Raw genomic sequence first — 24,733 nt, forward strand, 5'->3', positions numbered from 1 at the left:
CGTTACCTCGCTTCACGAGCCGGGCGCGAAGGACGGTCACCACGGTCGCCGCGATCGTTACGATCGTTGCGCGGGCTGTCGTCCTGCTTCTCCTGGCCAACCTGGGAGAAGTCGAAGACCTCACCCTTATAGATCCAGACCTTGATGCCGATGATGCCGTACGTCGTGGACGCCTCGGCAAAACCGTAATCGATGTCGGCACGTAGCGTGTGCAGCGGCACGCGGCCTTCGCGGTACCACTCCGAACGGGCGATTTCTGCACCGTTGAGGCGGCCAGCCACATTGACCTTGATGCCCAGGGCACCCAAGCGCATCGCGTTGCCGACCGAGCGCTTCATTGCGCGGCGGAACATGATGCGACGCTCAAGCTGCTGCGCGATCGACTCGGCGACCAGCTGCGCATCCAGCTCCGGCTTGCGCACTTCGGTGACGTTGATGTGGGCAGGAACACCCATCATCGCGCTCACTTCCTTACGCAGCTTTTCGATGTCCTCGCCACGCTTGCCGATCACCACGCCCGGACGGGCGGTGTGGATCGTCACGCGGGCGGTTTTGGCAGGGCGCTCGATCAAGATCTTGCTGATACCTGCCTGCGCGAGCTTCTTGCGCAGCATTTCACGCACTTTCAGGTCGGCTGCCAGGTAGGCGGCGAAGTCGGCCTTGCTTGCGTACCACTTGGAATTCCAGTCCTTGGCGATGCCAAGGCGAATTCCAGTCGGATGAACTTTATGACCCATGGTCTTTTCCTTTCCGCTTACTTGGCGGCGCCGACAATCACAGTGATGTGACTGGTGCGCTTGAGGATGCGGGTACCGCGGCCTTTCGCCCGCGCCATGAAACGCTTCAGGGAGGGACCTTCATCAACCATGATGGTCTTGACCTTCAGCTCGTCGACATCCGCGCCCTGATTGTTCTCGGCATTGGCAATAGCCGACTCCACAACCTTCTTGATCAGGTGCGCAGCCTTCTTGTCCGAGAACTTCAGCAGATTGACCGCACGTTCGGCGGACAGTCCACGCACCTGGTCAGCGACCAGACGGGCCTTCTGCGGGGAGATGCGCGCGGTGCGCAGGATTGCTTTCGCTTCCATCGTCATCTCTCCTTACCTGCTCGACTTCTTGTCGCCACCGTGACCCTTGAAGGTCCGGGTGACGGCAAATTCGCCGAGCTTGTGGCCGACCATATTCTCGTTGACGAGCACCGGAATGTGGTTCTTGCCGTTATGCACGGCGATGGTGATGCCTACCATTTCCGGCAGGATCATCGAACGGCGCGACCAGGTCTTGATCGGCTTCTTGCTACCCGCAGCGGACTCCACCTTCTTTGCAAGGTGGTGATCGACGAACGGGCCCTTCTTAAGTGAACGTGCCATGGTCGATTAGCCCCTACGATCGCGGACGATGAATTGCTGGGTGCGCTTGTTCTTGCGCGTCTTGTAACCCTTGGTCGGAACACCCCACGGGGTGACCGGATGCGGATTACCCTGGCCAGCCTTGGCCTCACCACCACCGTGCGGGTGATCGACCGGGTTCATGGCCGCACCGCGAACGGTCGGACGAACACCGCGCCAGCGCTTGGCGCCAGCCTTGCCCAGCTTCTCGAGGTTGTGCTCGTCGTTGCCGACTTCGCCGATGGTGGCGCGGCACTCGACCGGCACCTTGCGCATTTCGCCCGAGCGCAGACGCAGCGTGGCATAGATGCCTTCGCGAGCGACCAGCTGGACGGCTGCACCGGCAGCACGTGCGATCTGAGCGCCCTTACCCGGCTTCAGCTCGATACCGTGAACCGTCGTACCGACCGGGATGTTGCGCAGCGGCAGCGTATTGCCGGTCTTGATCGGTGCGTTGGCACCGGCAATGACCTGATCGCCAGCCTTCAAGCCCTTGGGGGCGATGATGTAGCGACGCTCGCCGTCGACGTAGCACAGCAGGGCGATATGAGCGGTACGGTTCGGATCGTATTCGATCCGCTCCACACGCGCCGGAATACCTTCCTTGTTGCGCTTGAAGTCGATGATGCGGTAGTGCTGCTTGTGGCCACCACCGACGTGACGCACGGTGATGCGGCCATGGTGGTTACGACCACCGGACTTGCTCTGCGAGTCGAGCAGCGCCGCGTGCGGTGCGCCCTTGTGCAGATCGGGGGTGACCACGCGCACGGCGGAACGACGGCCGGGAGAGGTGGGTTTGAACTTCATCAATGGCATGGGATGGACCTCAGGCCTTGGCCGTTACGTCGATGGACTGACCATCAACCAGGCGGACGTACGCCTTGCGCCAATTGCCACGGCTGCCAGCACGGTTACGGAAGGACTTGCTCTTGCCCTTGACGTTGACCACGTTGACTGCTTTGACCTTGACGTCGAACAGCTGCTCAACCGCGGCCTTTACATCGGCCTTGGTGGCTTCGTTCGAAACTTCGAAGACATACTGGTTGGAGATTTCCTGCAGGCGCGCGGTCTTTTCGGAGACTCGCGGAGCACGCAGCACGCTGAAGATTTTTTCGTTGCTGCTCATGCCAGCCACTCCTCGACCTTCTTGACCGCATCGGCGGTGATCACGACCGTATCGGCCCCGACCAGAGCGACCGGATCCAGACCCTGCACATCACGCACCTGCACATAAGGCAGATTGCGGGCGGACAGATACAGGTGCTCGGACGCTTCCTCGGTGACGATCAGCGGGCGCTTGCCCACGTCCAGTCCCTTCAGCTTCTCGATCAGACCCTGGGTCTTGGTGGTTTCGACGTCGAACGCATCGACGATCATCAGGCGACCCTGGCGATTAAGCTCAGAGAAGATCGCGCAGATGGCCGCACGGTACATCTTGCGGTTGACTTTCTGTTCGAAGCTGCGCGGCTTGGCCGCAAAGGTCACGCCGCCGCCGATGAAGATCGGAGCCGTCAGCGCGCCATGACGCGCACCGCCGCCCTTCTGCTTCTTCGACTTCTTGGTCGTGCCCGCAACTTCCGAACGCGTCTTCTGAGCCTTGGTACCAGCGCGGCCGGCATTGCGATAAGCGACGACGACCTGGTGAACCAGATCTTCGCTGAATTCGCGACCGAACACGGCATCGGAGACCGAGACCTTGTTGTTGCTACCCGTGATAACGAGTTCCATCGTCATCTCTCCTTATGCCTTGCTCGCCGGACGGACGATCACGTCGCCACCAGCTGCGCCAGGCACGGCGCCGCGGATAGCAATCAGACCACGCTCGACGTCGACCTTGACCACTTCCAGGTTCTGCGTGCTTTGCTGCACGGCGCCCATGTGGCCCGACATCTTCTTACCCGGGAAAACGCGACCCGGGGTCTGGCGCTGACCCAACGAACCCGGCGCGCGATGCGACAGCGAGTTACCGTGAGTTGCATCGCCCATACGGAAGTTGTAGCGCTTGATGGTGCCCTGGAAACCCTTACCCTTGGTGACGCCCTGGACGTCGACCTTCTGGCCGACCTCGAAGATGTCCGCCTTGATTTCGCCGCCGACGGCGAAATCGCCGAGCTGCGCATCTTCAACGCGGAATTCCCACAAGCCGCGACCCGCTTCCACCTTCGCCTTGGCGAAGTGACCAGCGGCCGGCTTGTTGACCAGTGCGGCGCGACGCGCGCCAACGGTAATCTGCACTGCGCTGTAACCGTCGGTTTCAACGGTCTTGATCTGCGCGATGCGGTTCGGAGTTGCTTCGATCAGCGTAACCGGCACCGAGCGGCCGTCTTCAGTGAAGACGCGGCTCATGCCAGCCTTGCGGCCCACGAAGCCCAACGAATATTTCTTCGTCATGGTCGTAGTCCTCAGGTCAACTTGATCTGTACGTCGACGCCAGCCGCGAGTTCGAGCTTCATCAGCGCGTCCACGGTCTTGTCGTTCGGGTCGACGATATCGAGCACACGCTTGTGCGTGCGGGTTTCGTACTGGTCACGCGCATCCTTGTCGGCATGCGGGGATACGAGGATGGTGTAACGTTCGATCTTGGTCGGCAACGGGATCGGGCCACGCACTTGCGCGCCGGTCCGCTTAGCCGTTTCGACGATCTCGCTGGCCGAACGGTCGATCAAACGATGATCGAACGCCTTCAACCGAATCCGGATCTTTTGTTCCGACATGACGGAAGCTTCCTTCGTTAAAAGAGCGACGGGCAAGGCCTCTGGGATACCTGCCCCGATATTCCTGACGTAGATGAAATCGCCGCGCATCCTGCTGGCGAGGGCATTTCCTCCGCCCAAAAACTGAGGCAGACCGGTAAACCGGCCCGCCCAGACGGAAAAGTATAGTGCGCAACAAGAGCACGGTCAACAACATGTGAGTTGTTGAGTGCTCCATGCAACGCGACCTTCCCGGTCTGGCGAACACGAGCGGCATCCTGCCGTTCTTTTCGCTGTAACTCAGCGCCCTACCCAGGGACACCGAGCCGCGCATTATAGCGATGGACTTTTACCTGTGCAAGCGCCCTGGTCTGTCAATACGCCCCCGCAAGCACATCCACCCGACCTGGCGAACAAAAAAAGGGCCGGCTTGCGCCGACCCTCCTTCTTGCAGATCCAGCGACTAAAGCCGCTGGATTGCAGACACTTACTTGATGATCTTGGCAACCACGCCGGCGCCGACGGTACGACCGCCTTCACGGATGGCGAAGCGCAGACCTTCGTCCATCGCGACCGGGTTGATCAGGGTCACGACCATCTTCACGTTGTCGCCCGGCATCACCATCTCCACGCCTTCCGGCAGCTGGCAGGCGCCAGTGATGTCGGTGGTGCGGAAGTAGAACTGCGGACGGTAGCCCTTGAAGAACGGGGTATGACGACCACCCTCGTCCTTGGACAGCACGTAGACTTCGGCTTCGAACTCGGTGTGCGGCTTGATCGAACCCGGCTTGCACAGCACCTGGCCGCGCTCGACGTCGTCACGCTTGGTGCCGCGCAGCAGCAGACCGGCGTTGTCGCCTGCCTGGCCCTGGTCCAGCAGCTTGCGGAACATTTCCACGCCGGTGACGGTGGTCTTCTGGGTGTCGCGGATGCCGACGATTTCGATTTCGTCGCCAACCTTGATGATGCCGCGCTCGATACGACCGGTCACCACGGTGCCGCGGCCGGAGATCGAGAACACGTCTTCGACCGGCATCAGGAACGGACGGTCGACGTCGCGGGTCGGCTCCGGAATGAACGAATCCAGCGCCTCGACCAGCTTCAGGATCGCCGGCACGCCGATGTCGCTCTGGTCGCCGTCCAGCGCCAGACGCGCCGAACCGTGGATGATCGGGGTGTCATCGCCCGGGAAGTCGTACTTGCTGAGCAGCTCGCGCACTTCCATCTCGACCAGCTCGAGCAGCTCGGCGTCGTCGACCATGTCGGCCTTGTTCAGGAAAACCACGATGTGCGGCACGCCAACCTGACGCGAGAGCAGGATGTGCTCGCGGGTCTGCGGCATCGGGCCGTCAGCAGCCGAACACACCAGGATCGCGCCGTCCATCTGCGCCGCACCGGTGATCATGTTCTTGACGTAGTCGGCGTGGCCGGGGCAATCGACGTGCGCGTAGTGACGGGTCGGGGACTCGTATTCGACGTGGGCGGTCGAAATCGTGATGCCGCGCGCCTTCTCTTCCGGCGCCGCGTCGATCGCGTCATACGCCTTGAACTCGCCACCGAAACGCTCAGCACCGATCTTGGTCAGCGCGGCTGTCAACGTGGTCTTGCCATGGTCAACGTGACCGATGGTGCCGACGTTCACGTGCGGCTTGGTGCGCTCAAATTTAGCTTTTGCCATGACTAACTACCTCTAATTGAAAAATTTGTGAGAAGCGGCTGAGCGAACTCAGCCCTTCTTGGTGACGGCGTCGGCGATGTTGGCCGGTGCCTCTTCGTAGTGGTCGAATTCCATCGAGAACGTCGCGCGGCCCTGGCTCATCGAGCGCAGCGAGGTCGCGTAGCCGAACATTTCACCGAGCGGAATCATCGCGTTGATGATCTTGCCCGACGGGCTGTCGTCCTGACCCTGCAACACGCCACGACGGCGGCTCACGTCGCCCATCACGTCACCCAGGTAATCCTCCGGGCTGACGATTTCGACCTTCATGATCGGCTCCAGCAACACCGGGCTGGCTTTCGCAAAGCCCTGCTTGAACGCCATCGACGCGGCCAGCTTGAACGCCATTTCCGAGGAGTCGACGTCGTGGTACGAGCCGAACACCAGCTTGACCTTCACGCCCACCACCGGGAAGCCAGCGATCGGACCACTGGTGATCGTCTCGCGCAGACCTTTTTCGACCGAGGGGATGAATTCCTTCGGAATGATGCCGCCGGTGATGTCGTTGATGAAGAGGAAATCGTCCTTGACGTTGTCGCTCTTGCGATCGTCCTCGGTCATCGGCGACAGCTCGATCACCACGTGACCGTACTGACCCTTACCACCGGACTGCTTGGCGTGCTTGTAGTCGGACTTGACGTCGGACTTGCGGATGGTTTCGCGGTAGGCCACCTGCGGCTTGCCGACGTTGGCCTCGACATTGAACTCGCGACGCATACGGTCAACGATGATGTCCAGGTGCAACTCGCCCATGCCCGAGATGATGGTCTGGCCGGATTCCTCGTCGGTCTTGACGCGGAACGAGGGATCTTCCTGCGCCAGACGGCCCAGGGCCATGCCCATCTTTTCCTGGTCCGACTTGGTCTTGGGCTCCACCGCCATCGAGATCACCGGCTCCGGGAACACCATGCGCTCCAGGGTGATGACCTTGTCCTGCGCACACAGCGTGTCGCCGGTGGTGACGTCCTTCAGACCCACGGCAGCGGCGATGTCACCAGCGCGCACTTCCTTGATCTCTTCGCGATTGTTGGAGTGCATCTGCAGGATGCGGCCCACGCGCTCTTTCTTCGACTTGACCGGGTTGTAGACCTGGTCGCCGGAGTTCAACGTGCCCGAGTAGACACGGAAGAACGTCAGCGAGCCCACGAACGGGTCGGTCATGATCTTGAACGCCAACGCCGAGAACGGCGCGGTATCGGTGGCCGGACGGGTGTCTTCCTTCTCGTCCTCATCGATACCCTGGACCGGCGGACGGTCGGCCGGCGACGGCAACAGGTGCACGACGCCGTCGAGCATGGCCTGCACGCCCTTGTTCTTGAACGCCGAACCGCAGAACACCGGCACGATTTCGACCTTCAGGGTGCGCTCGCGCAGACCCACCAGGATCTCTTCTTCGCTCAGGTCGCCCTCGTTGAGGTACTTGTCCATCAGGTCTTCGCTGGCTTCTGCAGCCGCCTCGACCATGAACGAACGCGCCTCGGTCGCGATCTCGACCAGATCGGCCGGGATGTCGCGGTATTCGAAGGTGGTGCCCTGCGATGCGGTATCCCAATGGATCGCCTTCATCTTGAGCAGGTCGACCACGCCCTCGAAGCCGTCTTCAGCGCCGATCGGCACCTGCATCGGCACAGCGTAGGCACCCAGACGGGCCTTCAGCTGCTCGACGACCTTGTCGAAGTTGGCACCGGTACGGTCCATCTTGTTGACGAAGGCCATGCGCGGCACCGAGTACTTGTTGGCCTGACGCCACACGGTCTCGGACTGCGGCTGCACGCCACCGACGGCGCACAACACGAACACCGCACCGTCGAGCACGCGCAAGGAGCGCTCCACTTCGATGGTGAAGTCAACGTGCCCGGGGGTGTCGATGATGTTGAAGCGGTGCTGCGGCATGGACTTGTCCATGCCCGACCAGAACGCGGTGGTCGCAGCGGAGGTGATGGTGATACCACGCTCCTGCTCCTGCTCCATCCAGTCCATCACTGCAGCGCCGTCATGGACTTCGCCGATCTTGTGACTGACACCGGTGTAGAACAGGATGCGCTCGGAAGTGGTGGTCTTGCCGGCATCGATGTGGGCCATGATGCCGAAGTTGCGGTAACGCTCGATAGGGGTGGTGCGGGCCACGGGGAGCCTCTCAATTTCTTGGATTTCGGATGGCCGAACGCCGCCTTTCGGCGGCCTTCGGATTGGATGCGACGCGTAACGCGTCGCAAACAGCACTCAGATGGTGCTGAAGGGCCCCGTTACCAAGGCCCACGAGGTCACCAGCGGTAATGTGCGAACGCCTTGTTCGCCTCCGCCATACGGTGCGTCTCTTCGCGCTTCTTGATCGCGCCGCCGCGGCTTTCCGAGGCGTCCAGCAGTTCTGCAGCCAGCTTGCGCGGCATGGTGTTCTCGCCACGCTTGCGCGCGGAGTCGATCAACCAGCGCATTGCCAGCGCCATGCGACGGGAGGAGCGCACTTCGACGGGCACCTGATAGGTAGCACCACCGACGCGACGCGATTTAACTTCGACAGCCGGGGCCACGTTGTCCAGTGCTTTCTGCACCAGCTCGACGGCATTCGGATTCTTTTCGCCAATGACGTCCATCGCGCCATAGACAATTTTCTCAGCAACCGACTTCTTGCCACTTTGCATCACCATATTGATGAAGCGGGCAATGGTTTCGCTGCCATGCTTTGGATCAGGCAGGACGGTGCGCTGCGGAGTAGAACCTTTACGGGACATTGGAGTGTTTCCTTAGCTCTTCGGGCGCTTGGCGCCGTACTTGGAACGACCTTGACGGCGCTTTGCGACGCCGGCGGCGTCCAGCGAACCACGGACGGTGTGATAACGCACACCGGGAAGATCCTTGACGCGGCCACCACGAATCAGGACCACGGAGTGCTCCTGCAGGTTGTGGCCTTCACCACCGATGTAGCTGATGACCTCTTCCTGGTTCGTCAGGCGCACTTTGGCAACCTTACGCAGGGCCGAGTTCGGCTTCTTCGGGGTAGTGGTGTAGACGCGTGTGCAGACGCCACGGCGCTGCGGACACTTGTCCAGTGCCGGGGAGGCACTCTTGTAGGTGGTCGCTTGCCGAGGCTTGCGGACCAGCTGATTGATCGTCGTCATCAGTTGATTCTTCTGATTGAGAGGCCGAGACGGCCTTGCACGAAAACAAAGGCAGGCCGAAAAACGGCCCGCCGAGACAGGGAAGTATAGCTGGCAGGACGAAACTCCGTCAACTTCACGGAATTCTAACCCTGCTGGCCCATCCAAGGCCGGAAAACGGAGGGCCTCCTGCCCTCCTTTTCGCTTGGCTTACGGCGGTCTTGCGACCGCCGTCGGAGCGCTTACTCCTCGTCCGCGCCAGCGTCGGCCACGGCTGCGACCGGTTCGGCCACCGCCGGCTTGCCCGACAGCGTTTCCATTTCCGAGTCGGTCAGACCCGACGACTTGCGACGTCCGGCGTGATACGCCAGGCCGGTACCGGCCGGGATCAGACGACCCACGATCACGTTTTCCTTCAGACCGCGCAGGTTGTCGCGGGTGCCGCGCACGGCAGCCTCGGTCAACACGCGGGTGGTCTCCTGGAACGAGGCCGCCGAGATGAACGACTCGGTGGCCAGCGAGGCCTTGGTGATACCCAGCAGCACCGGATCGTACTTGGCCGGCAGCTCGTTGCGCTTGACCAGGCGGACATTTTCCTCGATGACGCGCTGGCGCTCGACCTGCTCGCCGTTGAGGAACTTGCTGGTGCCCTGGTCGACGATCTCGACCTTGCGCAGCATCTGGCGCGTGATCACCTCGATGTGCTTGTCGTTGATCTTCACGCCCTGCAGGCGGTACACGTCCTGGATTTCCTTGACCAGGTACGCAGCCAGCGGCTCGACACCCAGCAGACGCAGGATGTCCTGCGGGCTCGGCTCGCCGTCCACCACGGTCTCGCCCTTGGTCACATGCTCGCCTTCGAACACGATGATCTGGCGGTACTTCGGGATCAGCTCTTCGTGTTCCGACCCATCGGTGTCCTTGATGATCAGGCGCTGCTTGCCCTTGGTGTCCTTACCGAAGCTGATGATGCCCGAGCGCTCGGCCAGGATCGCAGGATCCTTCGGCTTGCGTGCTTCGAACAGGTCGGCAACGCGCGGCAGACCACCGGTGATGTCGCGGGTCTTGGACGCTTCCTGCGGGATCTTGGCAACCACGTCGCCCACGCCGACGGCGGCGCCGTCCTGCAGGTTGACAATGGAGCGCGGCGGCAACAGGTACTGGGCCGGCAGATCCGTATTCGGGATCGTCAGGTCGTTGCCCTTGCCATCGACGATGCGCACGATCGGGCGCAGTTCCTTGGCATGTGCACCGCGACGCTTCGGGTCGGTGATTTCGCGCGAGGCCAGACCGGTCAGTTCGTCGGTCTTCTCGATGACGGTGACGCCGTCGACGAAGTCGATGAAGCGGATGAAGCCGGCCACTTCCGACACGATCGGGTGGTTATGCGGATCCCAGTTCGCCACGCTCTGTCCGGCCTTGACCGCATCACCGTCCTTGGCGGTGATGGTGGCGCCGTACGGCAGCTTGTAACGCTCGCGCTCGCGGCCGTGGCCGTCGAGCACGGACAGTTCGCCCGAACGCGAGACAGCGACCAACGCGCCGCTGGCGTGCGCCACCGACTTGAGGTTGTTGAACTTCACCGAACCGGTGGTCTTGACGGTGATGTTGTCCACTGCCGCCGCACGCGATGCCGCACCACCGATGTGGAACGTACGCATGGTCAGCTGGGTACCCGGCTCGCCGATCGACTGGGCGGCGATGACGCCGACCGCTTCACCGATGTTGACCTGGTGACCGCGTGCAAGATCGCGACCGTAGCAACGTGCGCACACGCCGAACGAGGACTCGCAGCTGATGGTCGAACGCACCTTCACCGACTGCACGCTGGCGTCTTCCAGCTTGGCAACCCAGGCTTCGTCCAGCAGCGTGTTGCGGGTGACGATCGGCTCTTCGTCGTTGCCCGGCAGGTAGACGTCCTCGGCCACCACACGGCCCAGCACGCGCTCCCTCAACGGCTCCACCACGTCGCCGCCTTCCACGATCGGGGTCATGATCAACCCTTCGGTGGTGCCGCAATCGACTTCGGTGATCACCACGTCCTGCGCCACGTCGACCAGACGACGGGTCAGATAACCCGAGTTCGCGGTCTTGAGCGCGGTATCGGCCAGACCCTTACGGGCACCGTGGGTGGAGTTGAAGTACTCCTGCACGTTCAGGCCTTCGCGGAAGTTCGCCTTGATCGGCGTCTCGATGATCGAGCCGTCCGGACGCGCCATCAGGCCGCGCATGCCGGCCAGCTGACGGATCTGCGCCTGGCTACCACGCGCACCGGAGTCGGCCATGATGTACAGCGAGTTCATCGACTTCTGGTCGATGGTCTCGCCCTTGGCGTTTTCGACCTTCTCGGTACCGATGGTGTCCATCATCGCCTTGGCGATGCGCTCGCTGGTACGCGACCAGATGTCCACGACCTTGTTGTAGCGCTCGCCGGCGGTGACCAGACCGGACTGGTACTGCTCCTGGATTTCCAGCACTTCGGCTTCGGCCTCGGTGAGGATGCCCTTCTTCTCGTCCGGGATCAGCATGTCGTCGATACCGATCGACACACCTGCGCGGGTTGCGTAGGCATAGCCGGTGTACATCAGCTTGTCGGCGAACACGACGGTGTCCTTCAAGCCCAGCAGACGATAGCTGGAGTTGATCAGACGCGAGATGTTCTTCTTGGTCATCTCGGTGTTGGCCAGCTGGAACGGCAGGCCTTCGGGCAGGATTTCGCTCAGCAGCGCCCGACCGACCGTGGTGTCCACGATCGAGGTGCCGCTGCTGCGCTTGCCGTCAGCTTCCACGTCCACCTGGGTGATGCGGACCTTGACCTTGGCGTGCAGTTCCACCACGCGGTTGTCGTAGGCGCGCTTCACTTCGCTGGTGTTGGCGAACACCATGCCCTCGCCCTTCTTGTTCTCCAGGGCGCGGCTCATGTAGTACAGGCCCAACACCACGTCCTGCGACGGCACGATGATCGGCTCGCCGTTGGCCGGCGACAGGATGTTGTTGGTGGACATCATCAGCGCACGCGCTTCCAGCTGGGCTTCCAGCGAGAGCGGCACGTGGACGGCCATCTGGTCACCGTCGAAGTCGGCGTTGAATGCAGTACACACCAGCGGATGCAGCTGGATGGCCTTGCCTTCGATCAACACCGGTTCGAACGCCTGGATGCCCAGACGGTGCAGGGTCGGCGCACGGTTCAGCAGCACCGGATGCTCGCGGATCACCTCTTCCAGGATGTCCCAGACTTCGGCTTCTTCGCGCTCGACCAGCTTCTTGGCCGCCTTGATGGTGGTGGCCAGGCCGCGACGCTGCAGCTTGGCGAACACGAACGGCTTGAACAGCTCCAGCGCCATCTTCTTCGGCAGGCCGCACTGGTGCAGTTTGAGGTACGGACCGACGGTGATGACCGAACGGCCGGAGTAGTCCACGCGCTTGCCGAGCAGGTTCTGACGGAACCGGCCCTGCTTGCCCTTGATCATGTCGGCCAGCGACTTCAGCGGACGCTTGTTGGTGCCGGTGATGGCACGGCCGCGACGGCCGTTGTCCAGCAGCGCATCGACCGATTCCTGCAGCATGCGCTTCTCGTTGCGCACGATGATGTCCGGCGCATTGAGCTCGAGCAGACGACGCAGACGGTTGTTGCGGTTGATCACGCGGCGGTACAGATCGTTCAGATCCGAGGTCGCGAAGCGGCCACCATCCAGCGGCACCAGCGGACGCAGATCCGGCGGCAGCACCGGCAGCACGGTCATGACCATCCACTCCGGACGGTTGCCCGATTCCAGGAAGGCTTCGATCAGCTTGATGCGCTTGGTGAGGCGCTTGAGCTTGGTTTCCGAACCGGTGCTGGCGATTTCCTCGCGCAGGCGGGTCATTTCCGACTGCAGGTCGATCGTGCGCAGCAGCTCGTACACGGCCTCGGCGCCCATGGCGGCGTCGAAGTCGTCGTTGTACTCCTGGCGTGCGGTCAGGTACTGCTCTTCGGTCAGCAGCTGGCGGCGCTCGAGCGGGGTCAGGCCCGGCTCGGTGACCACGTAGGCTTCGAAGTACAGCACGCGCTCGATGTCACGCAGGGTCATGTCCAGCATCAGGCCGATGCGCGAGGGCAGCGACTTGAGGAACCAGATGTGCGCGACCGGCGAGGCCAGGTCGATGTGACCCATGCGCTCGCGACGCACCTTGGCCAGGGTGACTTCGGTGCCGCACTTTTCGCAGACCACACCGCGGTGCTTCATGCGCTTGTACTTGCCGCACAGGCACTCGTAGTCCTTGATCGGTCCGAAGATGGCGGCGCAGAACAGGCCGTCACGCTCGGGCTTGAAGGTACGGTAGTTGATGGTTTCGGGCTTCTTCACTTCGCCGTAGGACCACGAACGGATCAGGTCGGGCGATGCCAGCGCGATCTTGATCGCGTCGAAATCCAGCGTCTGGCGCTGTTGATTGAAGAGGTTGAGTAGGTCTTTCATTTGATATCTCCGGGTCGGAGGAATTTCGTAGCTGAGATGAAACCGAGGGCCGTACGTTCCGGATCCCGGCGCCGCATCGCGGCGCCAGGATCCAGCTCGATCACTCTTCCAGTTCCATGTTGATCGCCAGCGAGCGGATTTCCTTCACCAACACGTTGAAGGATTCCGGCATGCCCGCGACCATCTCGTGCTCACCATCGACGATGTTCTTGTACATCTGGTTGCGGCCCTGCACGTCGTCGGACTTCACCGTCAGCATTTCCTGCAGGGTGTAGGCCGCGCCGTAGGCTTCCAGCGCCCAGACTTCCATCTCACCGAAGCGCTGACCACCGAACTGCGCCTTGCCGCCCAGCGGCTGCTGGGTGACGAGCGAGTACGGACCGGTCGAGCGTGCATGCATCTTGTCGTCGACCAGGTGGTTCAACTTCAGGTAGTGCATGTAGCCGACCGTGGTCTTGCGATCGAACGCTTCGCCGGTACGACCGTCGTACAACTGGGTCTGACCGCTCTGCGGCAGTTCGGCCAGTTCCAGCATGCGCTTGATCTCCGCTTCGCTGGCACCGTCGAACACCGGGGTGGCCATCGGCACGCCATCGACCAGGTTCTTGCCCAGGTTGAGCAACTCCTCATCGCTGAACTGCGACAGGTCCACGCGCTGTGCATTGATCGCGCTGTCGTGGTTGTAGATGTCGTCCAGGAACTTGCGCAGTTCGCTGACCGCGGCCTGGGCTTCCAGCATGCGCTGGATCTTGCGACCCAGGCCCTTGGCGGCCCAGCCCAGATGCACTTCCAGAATCTGGCCGATGTTCATACGCGACGGCACGCCGAGCGGGTTCAGCACGATGTCGACCGGCTCGCCGGTGGCCATGTACGGCATGTCCTCGACCGGCACGACGTTGGAGACCACACCCTTGTTGCCGTGGCGGCCTGCCATCTTGTCGCCCGGCTGGATGCGGCGCTTCACTGCCAGGAACACCTTGACCATCTTCAGCACGCCCGGTGCGAGGTCGTCGCCCTGGGTGATCTTGCCGCGCTTGTCGGCGAAGCGTGCCTCGAATTCCTTTTCGTGCGCCTGGATCTGCTTCTGCGCACGCTCGATGGCATCGGCAGCGTCTTCGTCCTTCATGCGCAGCTGGAACCAGTCGGACTTCTTCAGCCCGTCCAGATACGCGTCGGTGACGTTGTCGCCCTTCTTCAGGTTCGGACCACCGTTGGCGACCTTGCCCACGATCTGCGAGCGCAGACGTGCGTAGATGGCCGCTTCCAGGATGCGGAACTGGTCGTCGAAATCCTTCTTGACGCGCTTGATTTCGGACTCTTCGATCTGACGCGCACGCTTGTCCTTCTCGATGCCGTCGCGGGTGAAGACCTGCACGTCGATGACGGTGCCGTCCATGCCCGGGGGCACGCGCAGCGAGCTGTCCTTCACGTCGGACGCCTTCTCACCGAAGATCGCACGCAGCAGCTTTTCTTCCGGCGTCAGCTGGCTCTCGCCCTTCGGCGTGACCTTGCCGACCATGATGTCGCCGGCGCGCACTTCCGCACCGATGTACACCACGCCGCTCTCGTCCAGACGGTTCAGGGCCTGCTCGGACACGTTCGGGATGTCGGCGGAAATTTCCTCCGGCCCCAGCTTGGTGTCGCGCGCAACGCAGGTCAGTTCTTCGATGTGGATCGTGGTGTAACGATCTTCTTCCACTACGCGCTCGGAAAGCAGGATGGAGTCTTCGAAGTTGTAGCCGTTCCACGGCATGAACGCGATCAGCATGTTCTGACCCAGCGCCAGCTCACCGATGTCGGTGGACGGGCCGTCGGCCAGCACGTCGCCGCGTGCGATCACGTCACCCACGTTCACCAGCGGACGTTGGTTGATGCAGGTGTTCTGGTTGGAGCGGGTGTACTTGATCAGGTTGTAGATATCCACGCCGGCATCGGTGCCGCCGCCGATTTCTGCCTCGTTGACCTTGACCACGATGCGGGCCGCGTCGATCTGCTCGATCACGCCACCACGCAAGGCATTGACGGTCACACCCGAGTCGCGCGCAACCGCACGCTCGATACCGGTACCGACCAACGGCTTCTGCGAACGCAGCGTCGGCACGGCCTGGCGCTGCATGTTGGCGCCCATCAGTGCGCGGTTGGCGTCGTCGTGCTCCAGGAACGGCACCAGCGCCGCGGCGACCGACACGGTCTGCATCGGCGAGACGTCCATGAAGTGCACTTCGGCCGGCGGCTTGAGCAGCGACTCGCCCTGGAACCGGCACGGCACGAACTGCTCGGTGAGCATGTTCTTGGCGTCGGTCAGCGCGTTCGCCTGGGCGATCACGTACTCGTTTTCCTCGATCGCCGACAGGTACTCGACGTCGTCGGAGACCTTGCCGTCCAGCACCTTGCGGTACGGCGTCTCGAGGAAGCCGTACTGGTTGGTGCGGGCGAACACGGCCAGCGAGTTGATCAGGCCGATGTTCGGGCCTTCCGGGGTTTCGATGGTGCAGACGCGGCCGTAATGGGTCGGATGCACGTCGCGCACTTCGAAGCCGGCGCGTTCGCGGGTCAGACCGCCCGGGCCCAGTGCGGAGACGCGACGCTTGTGCGTGACTTCCGACAGCGGGTTGTTCTGATCCATGAACTGCGACAGCTGCGAGGAACCGAAGAATTCCTTAATCGCGGCAGCCACCGGCTTGGCGTTGATCAGTTCCTGCGGGGTCAGGCCCTCGGACTCGGCCATCGACAGGCGTTCCTTGACCGCGCGCTCGACGCGGACCAGGCCCACGCGGAACACGTTCTCGGCCATTTCGCCGACCGAACGCACGCGACGGTTGCCCAGGTGATCGATGTCATCGACCACGCCGCGACCGTTGCGGATCTCGGTGAGCACCTTGATCACTTCCAGGATGTCGGAGGTGTCGGTGTGCTCGGCGACCAGACGCTTGGATTCTTCGTCATTGCGCTCGGCAAAATACTTCTTGTCGTACAGCACCGACTCGCCCAGCACGTCCTTGCGGCCGACGCGACGGTTGAACTTCATGCGGCCGACCGTGGACAGGTCGTAGCGCTCGAAGGTGAAGAACAGGTTGTGGAACAGGTTCTGTGCGGCTTCCTTGGTCGGCGGCTCGCCCGGACGCATCATGCGATAGATCTCGACCAGCGCTTCGAGCTGGGTCTTGGTCGGATCGATCCGCAGGGTGTTGGACAGGTACGGACCGCGGTCCAGATCGTTCACCCACAGGGTGCCGACCGCATCGACGCCGGCCTTGCGGAACGCTGCCAGCTGGTCTTCGGTGATCTCGTCGTTGGCATTGGCCAGCAGTTCGCCGGTGGAACCATCGACCACGTCGTGCGACAGGATGCGGGTGAGCAGATAGTCGTCCGGCACGGCCAGCGCGGCGACGCCGGCGGCTTCGAGCTGCTTGACGTGACGGGCGGTGATGCGCTTGCCCGCTTCCACGATGACCTTGTCGCCATCGGCCAGATCGAAGTTCAGCGTTTCGCCACGCAGACGCTCCGGCACCAGCTCCAGCTGCACGCCTTCGTCCGGATTGATGTGGAACGTATTGATCTCGAAGAACTCGGCCAGCATCTCTTCGTTGCTGTAGCCGAGCGCGCGCAGCAGGATCGACACCGGCAGCTTGCGGCGACGGTCGATACGGGTGAACAGCGCGTCCTTCGGGTCGAACTCGAAGTCCAGCCAGGAACCGCGGTACGGAATGATGCGGGCGCTATACAGCAGCTTGCCCGAGCTGTGGGTCTTGCCACGGTCGTGGTCGAAGAACACACCCGGCGAGCGGTGCAGCTGCGAGACGATGACGCGCTCGGTGCCGTTGACGATGAAGGTACCGTTGTCGGTCATCAGCGGGATTTCGCCCAGATAGACCTCCTGCTCCTTCACGTACTTGATGGCCTTGGTCGACGACTCGCGGTCGTAGATCACCAGGCGCACGGTCACGCGCAGCGGCGCGCCATAGCTCATGCCACGCTGACGGCATTCACGCTCGTCAAACACCGGCTGACCCAACTTATAGCCCACGTATTCCAGCGCGGCATTGCCGCTGTAGCTGGAAATCGGGAACACCGACTTCAATGCCGCGTGCAGACCGAGGTCCTTACGCTTGTTCGGCTCCACGTCTTCCTGCAGGAATTCGCGGTAGGAATCGACCTGGATGGCAAGCAGGAACGGCACTTCGAGAATCGAGCGCTGCTTGCCGAAGTCCTTGCGGATACGCTTTTTTTCGGTGAACGAATAAGACGTCATGAGTCTTCACCCTAGGCTGCGGGGGCCGCGTCGCGGCGGCCCTGAAATAACAAAATTGTCAGTTGGAAGTCGCTGGTATTGCCGGCACCAGCACGCCTTCTCCCGCTACTTCCAACTACCAACTCGGTGAAGCGGGGATTGGGAATCGCGTGATTGGGGATGCGCGAAGATTGCCTTCGAATCCCGAATTCCGCCTCTCAAATCCCGGCTTTCCATCAACGGCCAAAGGCCGGGAGCTTTACGCTCCCAGCCTTCAGTGCATCACCGTGAAACGCTGGCGATGCAAGGGACTGCTTACTTGATTTCGACAGTCGCGCCAGCTTCGGTCAGTTCCTTCTTGATCTTCTCGGCTTCGTCCTTCGACGCGCCTTCCTTCAGCATGCCACCGGCTTCGGTCAGATCCTTGGCTTCCTTCAGACCCAGGCCGGTCACGGCGCGGACGGCCTTGATGACGCCGACCTTGTTGGCGCCGCAGTTGGTCAGCACCACGTTGAACTCGGTCTGCTCTTCGACCACGGCAGCCGGGCCAGCTGCAGCAGCAGCGACCGGAGCGGCGGCGGAGACGCCGAACTTTTCTTCGATGGCCTTGACCAGCTCCATCACTTCCATCAGGGACTTCTCGGCGATGGCGTCGACGATCTGTTCGTTGGTAAGGGACATTGTGATTACCTTTAAATGATTTTCTGGATTGGGGTTCTAGCGAACGCTAGGACATCAAGCTTCGGCAGTCTCGGCGACCGGCGCGGCGGCTTCGTCGCCACCACCCTGCTTGTCGCCCACGGCCTTGACGGCACGGGCAAACATGGCAGCCGGTTCGGACAGCACGCGGGCCAGCATGGCCAGGGCCTGATCGCGGGTCGGCAGCGAAGCCAACACGTCGACGTGGCCAGCCGGGAACAGTTCCCCGCCGATGGACACGACCTTGGCCTGCAACTTGTCGTTGCCCTTGGCGAATTCCTTGATCAGGCGACCGGCAGCACCGGGCTCCTCCATCGAAAACGCATACAGCAAAGGACCGACCAGCTTGTCAGCGACGACAGCGAAATCAGTACCTTCAACGGCGCGCGCAGCCAGGGTGTTCTTGACAACTTTCAAGAACACGCCGGTTTCGCGGGCCTGCTTGCGCATCGCGGTCATCTGGGAGACCGTGATGCCAGCGTATTCGGCGGCGATCAAGGAGTGAGCCTTGGCGGCGATGTCTGCCAGCTCGGCGACTACTTCTTGCTTCTGAGACAGATTGAGAGCCATTGCACTCCTCCGTTAAAGCCGGGATTCGGGATTAGCGATTCGGGATTCGCCAGAGCTGATGAAGCCGCTTCTGCCAATCCCCAATGCCGAATCTCCAATCCCAGCTTCAAACTACTCCGCTCGCGGCTCCTGCCGGTTGCGGTCCAGGGCAGCCTCCTTCCTGGAAGCCGGGAACATCGACCGATGTTCCTTTGGTGGCCGTTCTAGACCTGGAGTGGGCTCGATCCGGGATGTCCCAGACGCGCGTAAACCAGAAAGCTCCAGAAGGGCGACACCATCTACGCCGGCCGGCTCTTGCGAACCTGATTAAGCGATCCCGCTGCATCGACGGCGACTCCTTGCCAAAGCGAGCATCCATGCCCGTCGTCGATCTGCGCTGACCGCGCCTGCGGTCTTTGACGGCTACCGCCGGACATGCCGGCGATCGCCTTCAAAATGTCCGTTACCCCAAAGGAGGGAACGGACTCCCAGCACACGGTGACCCGGGCCGGAAAAACGATGCTGTACTACACAGACGGGTCAGGCCCATGACAGGCCTGACCCCTCAACTCACTTCAGCGCAAGGCTGGACTGGTCGACCGTCACGCCAGGACCCATCGTCGAACTGACCGACACCTTCTGCAGGTAGGTCCCCTTCGAGGTGGCCGGCTTGGCCTTGATCAGGTCCAGCAACAGCGCCTGCAGGTTCGACTTCAGCGCTTCGTCATCGAAGCTGGCCTTGCCGATGGTGCAGTGGATGATGCCGGCCTTGTCGGTGCGGTAACGCACCTGACCCGACTTGGCATTCTTGACCGCTTCGCCCGGATTAGCCGACACGGTGCCGACCTTCGGGTTGGGCATCAGGCCGCGCGGGCCCAGCAGGGTGCCGAGCTTACCGACGACGCGCATCGCGTCCGGGGTGGCGATGACCACGTCGTAGCTCAGATCGCCGGCCTGCATCTTCTCGGCCAGGTCGTCCATGCCCACCGCCTCGGCACCAGCGGCCAGGGCTTCGTCAGCCTTGGCACCGGCCGGCGCGAACACCGCAACGCGCACGCTCTTGCCGGTACCGGCCGGCAGCACGGTCGAACCGCGCACCTGCTGGTCGGACTTCTTGGCGTCAACGCCCAGGCGCACGGCAACGTCGATCGACTCGACGAACTTGGCCTTGGTCACGGTCTTCAGGATCTTGATTGCGTCTTCGAAGGCATAGGTCTTGCCTGGAACGACAGCGGCCGCAATGGCCTTAACGCGCTTGCTCTGTGCCATGTCTTAGCCCTCCACCGTCAAACCCATGCTGCGGGCAGAACCCGCAATCGTGCGCACTGCCGCTTCCAGCTCGGCTGCCGTCAGATCGGCTTCCTTGACCTTGGCGATCTCTTCCAGCTGCTTGCGCGTCACCTTGCCCACCTTGTCGGTGTTGGGGCGCTTAGAGCCGGAGCTCACGCCTGCAGCCTTCTTGAGCAGCACGCTGGCCGGGGTGCTCTTGGTGATGAAGGTGAAGGTACGGTCGGAGTACGCGGTGATGACCACCGGCGTCGGCAGACCTGGCTCCAGCTTGGACGTCGCTGCGTTGAACGCCTTGCAGAATTCCATGATGTTCAGACCGCGCTGACCCAGGGCAGGGCCGACCGGCGGCGCAGGATTGGCCTGACCGGCCTTGACCTGCAACTTGATGTAAGCAGTTATCTTCTTTGCCATTTCGATACTCTCCGGGTGCTAGCGCCTTGACTGCAGGCTCCCCATCGGACCGGGAAATCACGTGTCCCGGCTTCACGTTTCTGACCACACGCAGATGGCTGCCATGCGGCAGCCATTGGTTCCCGGCGGTTCGCCAGGTCAGCGAGCCGCGCACTATAGCAGCATTCAAGTCGGACGCCTAGACGGCGCCCGGCCGGCGTCAGCCCTTCTCGACCTGACCGAACTCGAGCTCGACCGGCGTGGAGCGACCGAAGATGAGCACGGCAACCCGCAGCCTGCTCTTCTCGTAATTGACCTCTTCCACAACGCCATTGAAGTCGTTGAACGGACCATCGGTGACGCGCACCATCTGACCCGGCTCGAACAGCACCTTCGGACGCGGCTTCTCGACGCCGTCCTGCACACGCTGCAGGATTGCATCGGCCTCTTCGTCGCGAATCGGCAGCGGACGGTCGGCAGTGCCGCCAATGAACCCCATCACCTTGGAAGTTTCCTTCACCAAGTGCCAGCTTTCATTGTCGATGCGCGGGATACCGGCCTCTTCGTGGGTCTCGATCTGCACCAGCACGTAGCCGGGGAAGAACTTGCGCTCGGACCGACGCTTCTGGCCGGCACGCATTTCGATGACCTCTTCGGTCGGCACCAAGACGTCGCCAAAACGGTCTTCCATCTCGGCACGGGCGATACGGTCACGCAATGCCTGCGCAACAGATTTTTCGAAGCCTGAATAGGCGTGAACGACATACCAACGCTTCACTGCTTGATTCTCCTCAACGAGCCAGGAACCACTGCGTGAGCTTCTGGATGACAAAGTCGAAGCCGCCCAACAGCAAACTCAGAATGATCACAACGACAATCACGACCCAGGTGGTGCGGATGGCTTCCTGACGCGTCGGCCAGACCACCTTGCGCAACTCGAACCTGGATTCGGACATGAATTCACGGGTTTCCCGGCCCTTGCCGGTTCCCAAAAACACGAATGCGCCGGCCACCAGCCCCACGATCACTGCCAGCGCACGCAACTGCGGCGTCCAGGCACCAAACTGGGTGGCGCGCTCGGGCGCAGAAAACCAGAACCACACAAACAACCCCGCGATCACCAGGAGCGCGGAGATGACGTATTTCACGATATCAGCGCTGGCAGCAGACGCGCTTTTGGAAGGCTCGATTTTGCTATTCATCCGGCTCTAGTTACCGATCTGACCCGAATCGCTGGGCCGGAAAGAGGAGTGGCACGCCAGGAGGGACTCGAACCCCCAACCTGCGGTTTTGGAGACCGCTGCTCTGCCAATTGAGCTACTGGCGTATGTACTCGTTTACCGCAAACCCTAAGACAACGAAGGCGGACCGCGGTTCAGCCGGCCCGCCATTCGTTTGGCACCAGCCGCCGCAAGGCGACTGGATGCAGGCACTTACTTGATGATCTTGGCAACCACACCGGCGCCGACGGTACGACCGCCTTCACGGATGGCGAAGCGCAGACCTTCATCCATCGCGACCGGGTTGATCAGGGTCACGACCATCTTCACGTTGTCGCCCGGCATCACCATCTCCACGCCTTCCGGCAGCTGGCAGGCGCCAGTGATGTCGGTGGTGCGGAAGTAGAACTGCGGACGGTAGCCCTTGAAGAACGGGGTATGACGACCACCCTCATCCTTGGACAGCACGTAGACTTCGGCTTCGAACTCGGTGTGCGGCTTGATCGAACCCGGCTTGCACAGCACCTGGCCGCGCTCGACGTCGTCACGCTTGGTGCCGCGCAGCAGCAGACCGGCATTGTCGCCTGCCTGGCCCTGGTCCAGCAGCTTGCGGAACATTTCCACGCCGGTGACGGTGGTCTTCTGGGTGTCGCGGATGCCGACGATTTCGATTTCGTCGCCAACCTTGATGATGCCGCGCTCAATACGACCGGTCACCACGGTGCCGCGGCCGGAGATCGAGAACACGTCTTCGACCGGCATCAGGAACGGACGATCGACGTCTCGGGTCGGCTCCGGAATGAACGAATCCAGCGCCTCGACCAGCTTCAGGATCGCCGGCACGCCGATGTCGCTCTGGTCGCCGTCCAGCGCCAGACGCGCCGAACCGTGGATGATCGGGGTGTCATCGCCCGGGAAGTCGTACTTGCTGAGCAGCTCGCGCACTTCCATCTCGACCAGCTCGAGCAGCTCGGCGTCGTCGACCATGTCGGCCTTGTTCAGGAACACCACGATGTGCGGCACGCCGACCTGACGCGAGAGCAGGATGTGCTCACGGGTCTGCGGCATCGGGCCGTCAGCAGCCGAACACACCAGGATCGCGCCGTCCATCTGCGCCGCACCGGTGATCATGTTCTTGACGTAGTCGGCGTGGCCGGGGCAATCGACGTGCGCGTAGTGACGGGTCGGGGACTCGTATTCGACGTGGGCGGTCGAAATCGTGATGCCGCGCGCCTTCTCTTCCGGCGCCGCGTCGATCGCGTCGTACGCCTTGAACTCGCCACCGAAACGCTCAGCACCGATCTTGGTCAGCGCGGCTGTCAACGTGGTCTTGCCATGGTCAACGTGACCGATGGTGCCGACGTTCACGTGCGGCTTGGTGCGCTCAAATTTAGCTTTTGCCATGGGTGCGTGTCTCGGTAATCGTTTGGAGTTGAAGACGATTGAGTAGTGGTGCTCACGAAAGGAATCGAACCTTCGACCTCCTCCTTACCAAGGAGGTGCTCTACCGACTGAGCTACGTGAGCGAGTTTTGTATTATGCCATGCATTTGCGTTCAATGGAGCGGGAGACGGGAATCGAACCCGCACCATCAGCTTGGAAGGCTGAGGTTCTACCATTGAACTACTCCCGCGCCGGGAACTGCATGCCACAACATGAAACTGGTGGAGGGAGGTGGATTCGAACCACCGAAGGCGTAAGCCAGCAGATTTACAGTCTGCCCCCGTTGGCCGCTTGGGTATCCCTCCAGCTTTTACTACCGGACCGGTGCGCGATGAGGCGAATTCGGTTCGGGGTGAAGCAGCCCGTTATTTTGTTGTCGGATGCATGCGGTGTCAACAAAAATTTTGAGCAGATCGTCAGTGCCGAAGACGCGCGACCACCGGGGTCGCGCGCAACCGGTCAGACGTTGAAGCGGAAGTGCAGCACATCGCCTTCCTGCACGCGGTATTCCTTGCCTTCCAGACGCAGGCGCCCCGCATCGCGCGCACCGGCTTCGCCGCGGTGCTTGATGAAGTCGTCGAAGCCGATCGTCTCGGCGCGGATGAAGCCCTTCTCGAAATCGGTATGGATCACCGCCGCCGCCTGCGGCGCGGTCGAGCCAGCCCTGACCGTCCACGCACGCACTTCCTTGACGCCGGCGGTGAAGTAGGTCTGCAGGCCAAGCAGCTTGTAGGCGGCACGGATGACGCGATTCAGACCCGGCTCGTCCAGACCCAGGTCGGCCAGGAAGGTGTCGCGGTCCTCGTCGTCGAGCTGCGACAGCTCTTCCTCGATCGCTGCCGAGACCGGCACAACTTCCGCACCTTCGGCCAACGCATGCCGACGCACCGCGTCCAGGTGCGGATTGTTCTCGAAACCGTCCTCTAGCACGTTGGCGATGTACATCACCGGCTTGAGCGTCAACAGGAACAGATCGCGCACCAGCGCCTTTTCATCATCATCCAGGCCGGCTGCACGCCCCGCCTTGCCATCGGACAGCGCGGCCTGCAACTTGGCCAGCACCGGCTTGCGCGCCGCAGCATCCTTGTCGCCACCCTTAGCGCTACGCTCGGCACGGTTGAGCGCCTTTTCCACGCTGTCCAGATCGGCCAATGCCAGTTCGGTATCGATGGTTTCGATATCGCTGATCGGGTCGACCTTGTTGTTCACATGGATGACGTCGTCGTTTTCAAAGCAACGCACCACGTGGGTGATCGCGTCGACTTCGCGGATATGCGCCAGGAACTTGTTGCCCAGCCCTTCGCCGCTGGCCGCACCCGCCACCAGGCCGGCGATATCGACGAACTCAACCGCGGTCGGAATCAGTTTCTGCGGCTTGACGATCTCAGCCAGTTGATTGAGGCGCGGATCCGGCACCGGCACGATGCCGACGTTCGGCTCGATGGTGCAGAACGGAAAATTGGCCGCAGCGATGCCCGCCTTGGTCAGCGCATTGAACAGGGTCGACTTGCCGACGTTGGGCAGGCCGACGATGCCGCATTTGATACCCATGGGTC

At 62.0% G+C, this 24,733-nt stretch carries 22 protein-coding genes and 4 tRNA genes; all 26 read right to left on the reverse strand.

Translation table 11 applies throughout. The features are described 5' to 3' along the window. Positions 1-2 precede the first annotated feature (2 nt). Positions 3-737, reverse strand: a complete 735-nt coding sequence (gene rpsC, locus DYQ94_RS06875; protein WP_024938565.1) for a 30S ribosomal protein S3 — start codon at positions 735-737, stop codon at positions 3-5. Positions 738-754: 17 nt separating this feature from the next. Continuing rightward, positions 755-1,090: a 50S ribosomal protein L22 gene (gene rplV, locus DYQ94_RS06880; RefSeq protein ID WP_002811686.1), complete on the reverse strand. Its 336-nt coding sequence runs from the start codon at positions 1,088-1,090 to the stop codon at positions 755-757. A 12-nt stretch (positions 1,091-1,102) separates the two neighbouring features. Then, a complete protein-coding gene (gene rpsS / locus DYQ94_RS06885; RefSeq protein ID WP_005993369.1) occupies positions 1,103-1,372 on the reverse strand; it encodes a 30S ribosomal protein S19 in 270 nt (89 codons plus the stop codon). A gap of 6 nt (positions 1,373-1,378) precedes the next feature. After that, a complete protein-coding gene (gene rplB, locus DYQ94_RS06890) occupies positions 1,379-2,206 on the reverse strand; it encodes a 50S ribosomal protein L2 (RefSeq protein WP_003486715.1) in 828 nt (275 codons plus the stop codon). A gap of 10 nt (positions 2,207-2,216) precedes the next feature. Further along, positions 2,217-2,516, reverse strand: a complete 300-nt coding sequence (rplW, locus tag DYQ94_RS06895) for a 50S ribosomal protein L23 (RefSeq protein WP_002811694.1) — start codon at positions 2,514-2,516, stop codon at positions 2,217-2,219. Next, the gene (gene rplD, locus DYQ94_RS06900; RefSeq protein ID WP_024938567.1) at positions 2,513-3,118 is read right to left on the reverse strand and encodes a 50S ribosomal protein L4; all 606 of its coding nucleotides are present in this window, start codon (positions 3,116-3,118) and stop codon (positions 2,513-2,515) included. The genes rplW and rplD overlap by 4 nt, the downstream gene beginning before the upstream one ends. 12 nt (positions 3,119-3,130) lie before the next feature. Then, positions 3,131-3,781, reverse strand: coding sequence for a 50S ribosomal protein L3 (gene rplC, locus DYQ94_RS06905; protein WP_005993363.1), 651 nt, complete (start codon positions 3,779-3,781; stop codon positions 3,131-3,133). An 11-nt stretch (positions 3,782-3,792) separates the two neighbouring features. Then, a complete protein-coding gene (rpsJ, locus tag DYQ94_RS06910) occupies positions 3,793-4,104 on the reverse strand; it encodes a 30S ribosomal protein S10 (RefSeq protein ID WP_003486723.1) in 312 nt (103 codons plus the stop codon). Positions 4,105-4,570: 466 nt separating this feature from the next. After that, positions 4,571-5,761, reverse strand: coding sequence for an elongation factor Tu (gene tuf / locus DYQ94_RS06915; protein ID WP_003486726.1), 1,191 nt, complete (start codon positions 5,759-5,761; stop codon positions 4,571-4,573). 48 nt (positions 5,762-5,809) lie between these two features. Continuing rightward, a complete protein-coding gene (fusA, locus tag DYQ94_RS06920) occupies positions 5,810-7,927 on the reverse strand; it encodes an elongation factor G (RefSeq protein ID WP_024938568.1) in 2,118 nt (705 codons plus the stop codon). A gap of 137 nt (positions 7,928-8,064) precedes the next feature. Continuing rightward, positions 8,065-8,532 (reverse strand): 30S ribosomal protein S7, encoded by a 468-nt coding sequence (gene rpsG, locus DYQ94_RS06925; RefSeq protein WP_005993356.1) that lies wholly within the window; start codon positions 8,530-8,532, stop codon positions 8,065-8,067. A 12-nt stretch (positions 8,533-8,544) separates the two neighbouring features. After that, positions 8,545-8,919: a 30S ribosomal protein S12 gene (gene rpsL / locus DYQ94_RS06930; protein ID WP_002811712.1), complete on the reverse strand. Its 375-nt coding sequence runs from the start codon at positions 8,917-8,919 to the stop codon at positions 8,545-8,547. A gap of 221 nt (positions 8,920-9,140) precedes the next feature. Then, positions 9,141-13,355 carry a DNA-directed RNA polymerase subunit beta' gene (gene rpoC / locus DYQ94_RS06935; protein ID WP_126966317.1) on the reverse strand — a complete coding sequence of 1,405 codons (4,215 nt, stop codon included), beginning with the start codon at positions 13,353-13,355 and terminating at the stop codon, positions 9,141-9,143. A 100-nt stretch (positions 13,356-13,455) separates the two neighbouring features. Then, positions 13,456-17,607, reverse strand: coding sequence for a DNA-directed RNA polymerase subunit beta (gene rpoB / locus DYQ94_RS06940; protein WP_024938570.1), 4,152 nt, complete (start codon positions 17,605-17,607; stop codon positions 13,456-13,458). Positions 17,608-17,901: 294 nt separating this feature from the next. Then, a complete protein-coding gene (gene rplL, locus DYQ94_RS06945; protein ID WP_008574194.1) occupies positions 17,902-18,267 on the reverse strand; it encodes a 50S ribosomal protein L7/L12 in 366 nt (121 codons plus the stop codon). A gap of 54 nt (positions 18,268-18,321) precedes the next feature. Beyond that, positions 18,322-18,855, reverse strand: a complete 534-nt coding sequence (gene rplJ / locus DYQ94_RS06950) for a 50S ribosomal protein L10 (RefSeq protein WP_016900680.1) — start codon at positions 18,853-18,855, stop codon at positions 18,322-18,324. Positions 18,856-19,404: 549 nt separating this feature from the next. After that, entirely contained in the window at positions 19,405-20,103 is a 699-nt protein-coding gene (gene rplA / locus DYQ94_RS06955; RefSeq protein ID WP_016900681.1) for a 50S ribosomal protein L1, read from the reverse strand. 3 nt (positions 20,104-20,106) lie between these two features. Next, positions 20,107-20,535 (reverse strand): 50S ribosomal protein L11, encoded by a 429-nt coding sequence (gene rplK / locus DYQ94_RS06960; protein ID WP_046345810.1) that lies wholly within the window; start codon positions 20,533-20,535, stop codon positions 20,107-20,109. A 199-nt stretch (positions 20,536-20,734) separates the two neighbouring features. Next, positions 20,735-21,292, reverse strand: a complete 558-nt coding sequence (gene nusG, locus DYQ94_RS06965) for a transcription termination/antitermination protein NusG (RefSeq protein ID WP_047128216.1) — start codon at positions 21,290-21,292, stop codon at positions 20,735-20,737. Between the two features lie 13 nt (positions 21,293-21,305). Further along, the gene (gene secE, locus DYQ94_RS06970) at positions 21,306-21,716 is read right to left on the reverse strand and encodes a preprotein translocase subunit SecE (RefSeq protein ID WP_016900684.1); all 411 of its coding nucleotides are present in this window, start codon (positions 21,714-21,716) and stop codon (positions 21,306-21,308) included. Between the two features lie 49 nt (positions 21,717-21,765). Next, positions 21,766-21,841, reverse strand: a tRNA-Trp gene (locus tag DYQ94_RS06975). A 106-nt stretch (positions 21,842-21,947) separates the two neighbouring features. Continuing rightward, positions 21,948-23,138 carry an elongation factor Tu gene (gene tuf, locus DYQ94_RS06980; protein ID WP_003486726.1) on the reverse strand — a complete coding sequence of 397 codons (1,191 nt, stop codon included), beginning with the start codon at positions 23,136-23,138 and terminating at the stop codon, positions 21,948-21,950. A 46-nt stretch (positions 23,139-23,184) separates the two neighbouring features. Then, a tRNA-Thr gene (locus tag DYQ94_RS06985) sits at positions 23,185-23,260 on the reverse strand. A gap of 33 nt (positions 23,261-23,293) precedes the next feature. Further along, positions 23,294-23,367, reverse strand: a tRNA-Gly gene (locus tag DYQ94_RS06990). Between the two features lie 29 nt (positions 23,368-23,396). After that, positions 23,397-23,482: transfer RNA gene (locus DYQ94_RS06995), tRNA-Tyr, on the reverse strand. A 154-nt stretch (positions 23,483-23,636) separates the two neighbouring features. After that, positions 23,637-24,728, reverse strand: a complete 1,092-nt coding sequence (gene ychF / locus DYQ94_RS07000; protein WP_054591844.1) for a redox-regulated ATPase YchF — start codon at positions 24,726-24,728, stop codon at positions 23,637-23,639. Positions 24,729-24,733 lie beyond the last annotated feature (5 nt).

It is taken from the genome of Xanthomonas sp. LMG 8993 (genome assembly GCF_009835065.2).
GTDB classification, from domain to species: Bacteria; Pseudomonadota; Gammaproteobacteria; order Xanthomonadales; family Xanthomonadaceae; genus Xanthomonas; species Xanthomonas arboricola.